The sequence below is a fragment of the Chlorobium sp. genome (genome assembly GCF_049593655.1).
Classification (GTDB): Bacteria; Bacteroidota; Chlorobiia; order Chlorobiales; family Chlorobiaceae; genus Chlorobium.
The window spans coordinates 1-9,473 of the sequence record NZ_JBAWHG010000064.1 but is presented as its reverse complement, the minus strand read 5'-3'; the positions used below and the strand labels follow the sequence as shown (position 1 = coordinate 9,473).

10 protein-coding genes are annotated in these 9,473 nt (G+C 56.6%); 1 reads left to right on the top strand and 9 read right to left on the bottom strand.

The window, feature by feature from the left end; genetic code table 11:
* Positions 1-160: 160 nt before the first annotated feature.
* The 8 genes from WBP50_RS11120 to WBP50_RS11085 form a co-directional block, all read right to left on the bottom strand.
* On the bottom strand, positions 161-1,882 hold the full coding sequence (locus WBP50_RS11120; RefSeq protein ID WP_423934499.1) for a CTP synthase: 1,722 nt from the start codon (positions 1,880-1,882) through the stop codon (positions 161-163).
* 57 nt (positions 1,883-1,939) lie between these two features.
* On the bottom strand, positions 1,940-2,164 hold the full coding sequence (locus tag WBP50_RS11115) for a CDGSH iron-sulfur domain-containing protein (RefSeq protein ID WP_423934497.1): 225 nt from the start codon (positions 2,162-2,164) through the stop codon (positions 1,940-1,942).
* 44 nt (positions 2,165-2,208) lie between these two features.
* The gene (gene gyrA, locus WBP50_RS11110) at positions 2,209-4,695 is read right to left on the bottom strand and encodes a DNA gyrase subunit A (RefSeq protein ID WP_423934494.1); all 2,487 of its coding nucleotides are present in this window, start codon (positions 4,693-4,695) and stop codon (positions 2,209-2,211) included.
* 117 nt (positions 4,696-4,812) lie between these two features.
* Entirely contained in the window at positions 4,813-5,208 is a 396-nt protein-coding gene (rsfS, locus tag WBP50_RS11105) for a ribosome silencing factor (protein WP_423934491.1), read from the bottom strand.
* Between the two features lie 73 nt (positions 5,209-5,281).
* Positions 5,282-5,962, bottom strand: a complete 681-nt coding sequence (tsaB, locus tag WBP50_RS11100) for a tRNA (adenosine(37)-N6)-threonylcarbamoyltransferase complex dimerization subunit type 1 TsaB (protein ID WP_423934489.1) — start codon at positions 5,960-5,962, stop codon at positions 5,282-5,284.
* Between the two features lie 7 nt (positions 5,963-5,969).
* Complete coding sequence (tsaE, locus tag WBP50_RS11095) at positions 5,970-6,407, bottom strand: tRNA (adenosine(37)-N6)-threonylcarbamoyltransferase complex ATPase subunit type 1 TsaE (RefSeq protein ID WP_423934487.1); 438 nt, start codon at positions 6,405-6,407, stop codon at positions 5,970-5,972.
* Between the two features lies 1 nt (position 6,408).
* Positions 6,409-7,683 carry a DUF1015 domain-containing protein gene (locus WBP50_RS11090; RefSeq protein WP_423934485.1) on the bottom strand — a complete coding sequence of 425 codons (1,275 nt, stop codon included), beginning with the start codon at positions 7,681-7,683 and terminating at the stop codon, positions 6,409-6,411.
* Positions 7,684-7,744: 61 nt separating this feature from the next.
* Positions 7,745-8,470 (bottom strand): segregation and condensation protein A, encoded by a 726-nt coding sequence (locus tag WBP50_RS11085; protein ID WP_423934484.1) that lies wholly within the window; start codon positions 8,468-8,470, stop codon positions 7,745-7,747.
* 216 nt (positions 8,471-8,686) lie between these two features.
* On the opposite strand from WBP50_RS11085, the gene WBP50_RS11080 reads away from it, so the two are divergent.
* Positions 8,687-9,265 (top strand): tetratricopeptide repeat protein, encoded by a 579-nt coding sequence (locus tag WBP50_RS11080; protein ID WP_423934483.1) that lies wholly within the window; start codon positions 8,687-8,689, stop codon positions 9,263-9,265.
* A gap of 90 nt (positions 9,266-9,355) precedes the next feature.
* Here WBP50_RS11080 and WBP50_RS11075 read toward each other — a convergent pair.
* Positions 9,356-9,473, bottom strand: a 118-nt coding sequence (locus tag WBP50_RS11075; protein WP_423931981.1) for a P-II family nitrogen regulator, incomplete at its 5' end; no start/stop codon positions are given.

Genomic DNA, 9,473 nt, shown 5'->3' with positions numbered 1-9,473 from the left:
CAATTCGCATTACCGTCAAATAACATAACCCTTTCGGGCGTTTTACCGTCGAGTTGTTTTGTCTCATTCCTCAACGGGCTCCTAATGTATCACCCTCCTGCCATACTTCCAAATCCTTTTCCCTTTTTCTTGCAGGAAAATTAAAAAAAATCGGTTCCGCTCAGTGCTCCTGCCGGCTTTCGGCAGGCTCGAATGACGCCATATCGGGCGCAGAGAAAGACGGCTGGTCTACCGGCAGCTCCATCTGCCGTTCTCCCTGACGAAACGCCTTGGCAGCCGCCACAAAGCCGTGAAAGAGCGGATGCACCTTCTGCACCCTCGATTTCAGCTCCGGGTGGAACTGCACGCCCACAAACCAGCGGTGATCCCTGAGCTCCACGATCTCGACAAGTTCACCGTTCGGAGAGGTTCCGGAAAAGATCATGCCGTTGTCCTCGAAGGGCTTGCGGAAGGTATTGTTGAATTCGTACCGGTGGCGATGCCGCTCGTTGATGAGAAACTTCTGATAGACGGCGTGAGCCCTGGTGCTGTCCCTGAGAATGCAGGGATAGCTTCCCAGGCGCATGGTCCCGCCTTTCTCCTTGACCTTTTTCTGGTGCTCCATGAGGTCGATGACCGGAAAACGGGTGCGCTTGTTGAATTCGGTGGAGTTGGCCTCGTGCAGGCCGCAGACGTTGCGGGCAAACTCGATGGTGGCGCACTGCATGCCGAGACAGATGCCGAAGAAGGGAATATTTCTCTCCCTGGCAAAGCGGATGTACTGGATCTTGCCTTCGATGCCCCGGTCGCCGAAGCCGGGCGCCACGAGAATGCCGTTGACATCTTCGAGCTCCTTTTCAAAATCGAAGTTTTTCCCTTCGGCGTCCTCGGCCCTGAGCAGCCGGATGTTCACCCTGACGTTGTTGCTCGCTCCGGCGTGCACGAAGGATTCGATAATGGATTTATAGGCGTCGGGATACTCGGTATACTTGCCGCAGATGCCGATGGTGACCTCGCCCTCCTGCGGATGGCTTACCTTGTTGCAGAACTCTCTCCAGTAACTGAGATCCGGCTCCCTGAATTTTTTCAGCCCGAGCTTCTTCATCACCCGCAGGTCGAGCTTTTCCTGAAGCAGCATGAGCGGCACTTCGTAGATGGTATCGCAGTCGTTGAGCCCGATAACGTCGAGATCGTTGACGTTGCAGAAATGGCCGACCTTGTTCTTGATCTCCCGCGAAAGCGGTTTTTCGCTCCGGCAGACCAGAATGTCCGGCTGGATGCCGGTTTCGAGCAGCATTTTCACGCTGTGCTGCGTAGGCTTGGTCTTCAGCTCGCTTGCGGCCTTGATGTAGGGCACGAAAGTGAGGTGAATGTTCAGCAGGTTGCGCTCTCCCATTTCCAGCTTCATCTGGCGCATGGCCTCGAGAAACGGAAGGGATTCGATATCGCCGATCGTGCCGCCGATTTCGGTGATGAGCACATCGAGGTTGCCGTTTTTGGCGAGTTCCGCCATACGGTCCTTGATTTCGTCGATCACATGAGGAACAACCTGAACCGTCGCTCCGAGGTATTCGCCGCGGCGCTCCTTGTCGATGACCGACTTGTAGACCCGCCCCATGGTGAGGTTCGAGGACTGGGAGGTCGATTCATCGAGAAAGCGCTCGTAGTGGCCAAGGTCGAGATCGGTTTCGGCTCCGTCGTCGGTAACGTAGACCTCTCCATGCTGGTAGGGAGACATGGTGCCCGGATCGACGTTGATGTAGGGATCGTATTTCTGAATGGCTACACGAAGGCCCCTGGATTTCAGCAGAAGCCCGAGCGAAGCAGACAGTATGCCTTTTCCAAGTGATGAAATCACCCCTCCGGTAACGAATATATGCTTCACATTTTTCGGTCGCGCCATAAGTTTCTCTCTCGTTGTTTAATAAAAAATCGATCCCGGTTTCCCGGGACCTGCCACTTACCCGAGACTCCTGTGAGCACCGTCGCAGAAAGGCATCCTGGCCGAAAGCGCGCAGCTGCAGATGGCGACGTTCTTTTCGACCTCGATTTCGACTTTGTAGGGCTGCTGGCCGCTGCCTTTGTGAGAACCGTCGCACCAGGGCCTGTTCTTCGATCTGGCGCAGGCGCAGTAATATTTCGTGCCCGGCTGCTCTTTAACGATGAACGGTCTGCTGGGGTCCATGATCGCCTCCCTGTTTGGGTGTCTCCTCCGAGTCTCTCCGCTGTTTAAAAAAGATCGATCTGCCCGTCGGCATCCTCGATAATCGAATCCGTATCGTCCACATCCTCGTCGCTCTTCGGAACCCGCGCAAGCGCGGAAATCTTGTCGCCGGCCATAAGACGGATCAGCCTGACGCCGGAGGTGTTCCTGCCGGTCATCCTGACATCCGACACATGCTGGCGGTTCACGATGCCATGGGCGGTGATGATGATGAGATCGTCGTCGTCGTTGACGTCGATAAGGCCGACCAGCGCTCCGATCTTCTCATGCGCCTTGAGGGTTATCACCCCGCGGGCTCCCCGCTTGGTGAGGCGGTAGTCCTCGACGCGGCTGCGTTTGCCGAATCCGTTGTCGGTAACGGCAAGGAGGGCCATGTCGGTGCGTTTGGTCGTGACCATCGAAATGCACTTCTCGTCCTTGTCGAGGGTGATGCCCTTGACGCCCATGGCGGTTCTGCCCATGGAACGGATCTCGTTTTCAGGGAAGCGCACCGCGTAAGCCGAACTTTTGGCCAGGATGATCTGGTGATCGCCGTCGGTCAGACGGGCGTCGAGCAGCTCGTCGCCCTCCTCGATGGTGATGGCGGCAATGCCGGTCCTGCGCGGGTTCGAGAAATCGTCGAGCGGGGTTTTCTTTACGATGCCTCTGGTCGTGGCCATGACAATGAAACCCGGATCGTCGAAGTTGCGGATATTGATGTACGCCTTGATCTGCTCGCCGGGGCGCAGCTCCATGATATTGGCCAGGGAACGGCCGCGCGCGGCCCTGCCGGCTTCGGGAATTTCGTAAACCTTGAGCCAGTAGCACCGTCCGGTGTTGGTAAAGAAGAGAATGTAGTTGTGCGTCGAGGCGATGAACATGTGCTCGACAAAATCGTCATGCTTTGCCTGGGCGCCGGTAACTCCCTTGCCCCCCCTTGCCTGGCGGCGGTATCCGGAAACCGGAAAGCGCTTGATGAACCCGTCGTGGGTGATGGTGATGACCACGTCCTCCTGGGCGATCATGTCCTCGATGGAGAAATCTCCCTCCTGGGGCACAATCTCGGTCCGGCGTTCGTCGCCGTACACTTCGCGAACCTTCATCAGCTCGTCGCGGATAATCTGCAGCTGCTTTTCGGGACTGGCGAGAATGGAACGAAGCTCCTCGATGATGGCGAGCGTATCCCGGTACTCGGTGTCGATTTTCTGGCGCTCCATGCCGGTCAGGCGCTGCAGACGCATTTCGAGAATGGCCTTCGCCTGAACTTCGGAAAGACCGAAGCGCTGCATGAGCCGGTCCTGTGCCGTGGAGGTATCGGGCGACTCGCGGATGGTGGTGATCACCTCGTCGAGGTTGTCGAGACAGATCTTCAGTCCCTCGAGAATATGGGCGCGCTTTTCGGCGGCGGTAAGGTCGTACTTCGTACGGCGCAGCACGATTTCATTCCGGTGCTTGATGTAGTAGTGCATCATCTCCTTGAGATTGAGCACCCTCGGCACGCCGTCCACCAGAGCAAGCATGATCACCCCGAAAGTCTCCTGCATGGGCGTATGCTTGTAGAGATTGTTCAGCACCACCTTGGCCACCGCATCGCGCTTCAGCTCGATCACGAGACGCATGCCGTCGCGGTCGGACTCGTCGCGGATATCGGCAATGCCTTCAAGCTTCTTGTCATGAACCAGCTCGACGATTTTCTCGATCAGGCGAACCTTGTTGACCTGATAGGGAAGTTCGGTGACGATAATGGACTCGCGGCCGTTCTTCTGGGTCACCTCGACGAGCGCCCTGGCGCGAATCACCACCTTGCCCCGTCCGGTCAGATAGGCCAGGCGAACCCCTTCGTACCCGTAAATGATGCCTCCGGTCGGAAAATCGGGAGCGATAACATGCTTCATGATGTCCGCAATCTCGATCTCGGGGTTTTCGATCACGGCGATGATGCCGTCGACAACCTCGCGCAGGTTCTGCGGCGGAATGTTGGTCGCCATACCGACGGCAATACCTGAAGCTCCGTTAACCAGAAGGTTGGGAATCGCTGAGGGAAGCACGGTCGGCTCTTCGAGCGAATCGTCGAAGTTCAGGGAAAAGTCGACGGTTTCCTTGTCGAGGTCCTTGAGCATTTCGCCGGCAATGGGCTTCATGCGCACTTCGGTGTAACGCATGGCGGCAGGGGAGTCGCCATCGATGGAGCCGAAGTTGCCCTGACCGTCGATGAGCGGGTAGCGCAGCGAGAAATCCTGCACCAGACGCACAAGGCTGTCATACACGGCGCTGTCGCCGTGAGGGTGGAATTTACCGAGCACTTCACCGACGATACGTGCCGATTTCTTGTGCGGTTTTCCCGCCTGGAGACCGAGTTCATGCATACCGAAAAGCACTCTCCGGTGCACCGGCTTCAGACCGTCGCGAACATCCGGAAGCGCGCGGCTGACGATAACCGACATGGAATAATCGAGATAGGAATCCCGCATTTCCTCTTCAATACTGATCGGCAATATCCTTTCGCGCTGCATAGGTTTTTTCCGTGTAAAAAATTAATAGTAAACCGCTTAAGGGCGTAATGTATAAAATCCCTCCAACATCTTAAAACGGGGGTGAGAGCGGAGTACCGGCGGCCCGGCAAGCGTGAATCAGTTCACCGTGGTAACCGGCGCATCCGACCAGAGCGACTCGATATCGTAGAAGCTCCGCTCCTCGGGCATGAAGATATGAACCACCACGTCGATGTAATCGAGCAGTATCCAGTGCATGGAATCCATGCCTTCCACATGCATCGGCCTCTCGTTGTCCGCCTTCAGTTCCTCGATAATATGCTCTGCTGCCGCTTTGGCCTTCCTCTCGGAGTCCGCCGTGACGATAACAAAATAATCCGTAATCGACGTCAATCCTTTCAGGTCGAGAATCCTGACCTGCTCGCACTTTTTTTCAAGAGCAAGCTCTGCAGCCCGTCTGGCCAGAAGCCCATTGTAGGATACCTCTTCCGGATGCAGGTCACTGCGTTTTTCATCATGCTCAGAACTGGTCATAAACCTCCGTTATAGTTCAATCAATGGTATAATAAAACAGCCTCGGGGCCATTTCCTTTAAAATAGTAATGATTCATTCTTTTCTTCCTCCCGGCACAAACATTTGCCGGTAATCGGGAAACGCATCTGCCGGCGAGAGTACAGAGCCGAGACTGAAAAGCCTCGAAGCCTCGGGAAGCAGCGAAGCGGCGGAAAAAAAAGTCGCATCGAGAAAACCTGCCGGAGCGCCCTCCCCCGGAACGGGAAAATCGTCAGTCAGCCGGGCCGTCACCACGGCGTCAGGACCCGCAGCTCCTGCCGCCAGAAGCACATCATCCATGGAGCCCCGGGCGGTTTCATCCCCCGTGAGGCCCCGTTCAAGGCCGGCGCGACGGTAACAGCCGTAGTAATATTCTCCCCTGCGTGACGGAACGACCGGAACGAGCACCTCCGCGGCGGTAAAGGGGAGTGCGGCAAGCGCCATGGCCGGAAGGGTCGGAACCGGAACAAGGGGAATGCCGAGACCGTAGGCAATGCCTTTGGCGACCGACATCCCGATACGCAGCGCGGTAAACGAGCCGGGGCCCGAAGAGACGGCAACCGCATCGAGCTGCCCGAGGCCGGCAAGGCTGCCTTCGAGCACCTGCTGCACGAGCGGCATGATGGACTCGGCCGCCCGGTTCCACTCGTCGCAGGAACGCAGGGTTACCTCGCCTCCGCTCATGAGTGCGACGCTGAGAGAAACATGGGTGCACTCTATAGCCAGAATATTCATCGGCAGTCTATCGGGTTATGACGATTCTCCGCGAGTCGCCGCCGCCATGCTGGAGACGAACCACCGCGGTATAACACGAACGGAGGCTCTCGAACCGGTCGCCCCACTCCACAACGGCAATATGCGGCCCGAACAGATACTCCTCGAATCCGATCGCATCGAGCTCCGCCTCCCGTTCAATCCGGTACAGGTCGAAATGGTGCAGATCGACCGCTTTCCCCCGGAAAGATCCGTGATAGATGTTGAAAAGGGCGAACGTGGGGCTGGAAAGCTCTCCCGCGCAGTTGAAACAATCCGCAATGCCCTTCATGAACTCGGTTTTCCCCGCACCGAGCTGACCGCTCAGGCATATCCTGTCGCCGGCCTGCAGCGTGGAAGCGAACTGCCGAGCGTATTCACGGGTCTCTTCGGCGGAGCGGGAGAAAAACTCTTCGGTCGGAGCCATATCAGTCGAGCGGGTTGAAAACCAGTCCGGTCATGATTTTCGGATAAAAAAACGTCGATTTCTGCGGCATCACCCCTCCGGACTCCGAAACGGCAAGCACCTGCCCGACCGTCGCGGGCTTCACCACGAAACCGACCTGCACCTTGCCGGTTTCCACCGCCTCGAACACCTCGCCATCGTCCTTCACATACACCAGATTGCTCTGCTTCGCCATGGCTTCCTGGCCGATGCCGAGCAGGCGGGCAAGCACCACCTCGTGCAGCACGACCAGCCCCAGCTGCTGCAGGGCTGGAGCGATCTCCCTGTCGAGCAGCTCTGCCGGATCGCCTTTCAGCGTAATCCCCAGAACGGAACCCGGGGTGACCACCCCGTATGCGTAACTCGAGGTCGCGGCTTCGAGGTATGCCTTCAGTCCGGCCCGTCCGTCGAGAGCCGTTACGGTAAAATGCTCTTCGAGCCGCCCCCTGAGCCGTGAAGCATCGAAATCCCCAAGGCTGTGCACCAGACGGTGTATGGGAAAAACCACCAGTCCTTTATCATAAATATTGTTCAGATAAACAAGGATAAAATTGTACGGTTCGTTTCCGGTATGCTCCGGATTCGCTTCCGCCCGCTCCCTGCGGTAGTTCAGGCCGGTTTCATAACGGTGATGACCGTCGGCGATATAGACGCTCTTTTCGGCCAGCGCCTGCCGGATCCCGGCAACAAGCTCCGGATCGCCGATACGCCACAGGCGGTTGCGCACGCCCTGGAACACGGCATCGAGAAGCGGCTCACTGGTTTCGGCGTAGTCGGCCACAAGGCGGTCGGCCACACCCTCCTCGTCGGCGTACAGTCCGAAAATCGAACTGATGTTGGTACGGGTTTTCCTGAACAGGTTCAGGCGGTCGGCCTTGGGACCGGAAAGGGTTCTTTCATGCGGCAGCACCTTCTTTTCGGCGAACTCGTGCAGCCGCATCGCGGCAAAAAAGCCGCACCTGGTATGGGTATTGCCTTCCCGATCGGTAAAGGTCTGGCTGTAGGGGTAGAAGGCGGGTTCCGCATCCCGCAGGAGTTCTCCGTTCTTAAGCCACTCGTGCAGGCGCTCGGCCGAAGCCGTGTAGGGATCGGCCTCCACAGGCAGTTCGAGCCGGACGGCGTTGAAGGGCGAAGAGTCGTTAAGCTGCTGCTGCAGCTCCCTGGATATCACGTCGTAAGGCGGGCAGATCAGTTTTGCGGCATCTCCCGCGGTTTCGGGATTGTAGCGTATCGCCCTGAAGGGCTGAATTTCCGGCATAATGTTTGATTTACACTGTTGTTTTCCGATAAAGCCCTGAGTTCCTGACCCCAGGATAAATTCACGCGGCGTCGCGCTCCGATATCCAGAAATCATCATAACCATCCTTGATGATAACCAGAATTTTCCGGTTGCGGCACAGCTCGAGCACGGCAAGAAACGTCACGACCACGATGATGCTCTCCCCGACGCCCTCCACCACCGAACGGAACGATACCTGAACCCGCTCCCTGAGCCGCGCAAGTATCAGCGCGCTTTGCTCCTCGACCGTTACCGGAGCCTCCGTGACGTTGCGGGTCATGGGTTTGGGAATATTTTCAAGCACCGACCGGTATGCCGTTATGAGATGATAGAGTGTAGGACGGTGTATCTCCTCATCGAGTTCGTCGATAACGTTCTGGTCGAACGACTCGGAAAAACCTTTCGCAAAAAGCCGCGCCCTGGCGACAGCCAGTTCCCCCAGTTTTTCGGATGCCTCTTTCATCTGGCGGTATTCCAGAAGCTTCTGCACGAGTTCGGCGCGGGGATCGAACTCATCGGGATCTCCGCCATCCGGAGTGGGGCGGGGAAGAAGCATTTTCGCCTTGATGCTCATGAGCATCGACGCCATATAGATGAATTCGGCGGCGACCTCGAGGTTCATGGAGCGCATGCCGCTGATGTAGGAAATGAAGTCGGCGGTGATCTTCGAGATGGGAATATTGTAGATATCAAGTTCATCACGCCTGATAAAGAATAACAGGAGATCGAGCGGCCCTTCAAATTCTTCAAGAGTGATCCTGAACATTGACGTACGGGGAACAGTTATACTGTTAATTGAATCAAGATAGAAAAAAAACCGCCTGATTACGTAAAAATAACCCGGTGAAATCTTACTATAGGGGGAACCCCGGCGCAGGAAACTTTAAGCCCCATGAACAGCATTGCTATAGTGCGTTTACATCTGTCCCGCAGCCGGGATTGAAGCACTCTTTTGCACCTATGACCTTTTCGGAAGATGACTATGAAAAATAGTGCCCCGGTGTTTCCGATCGCCCTGCTTCTGTTGTTCATTTTCACGAGCACCGCATTTGCCGGCAAGGAAAATGACTATTTCGACAGGGGATACGAAAAACACCTCCAGGGGGACCTGAAAGCCGCCATCAAGGACTATACCAAAGCTATCGAGAAAAATCCCGGATTCGCCATGGCCTATCAGATGAGAGGAGAAGTATGGCAGCGCATGAAGGTTTTCGACAAGGCCATCAATGACTTTTCAATGGTCATCTCCTGCGGCGAACCGCATTTCCTGGCTGTGGGGTACTACAACCGGGGAGTAGCGAAGAACATGGCTGGGGACTTTTCCGGGGCCATTTCCGACTTCAGCGCAGCGCTGAACCTCGACGGAAAAATGGCGGCGGCCTTTTTCCACCGGGGGATCGCCAAAGGCAGGACCGGCGACGCCTTCGGACGCATCGAGGATTTCAGGGCAGCGGCAAGACTGGGTGAAGTCAATGCCGAAAAATGGCTGAACACCTACTATCCGTCGTGGAAACAGCCCGTAGCGATCGTACCTCCGCCGGCACCGGCTCCGGCAAACTGAAGCCGTCGGCCACATACCGGAAATACACAACGAAAAGGCCGCCCGACGGGCGGCCTTTTCGTTGTCTCTTATGCTTTACCGGCTGTGCCGTCAGATAGCCTTGCCGCCTTTCTCGCGGGTACGGATTCTGATGCACTCTTCGAGAGGCGTGATGAATATCTTGCCGTCTCCGACCTCGCCGACTCCGTGCCGCGCCGCTTCGATGATC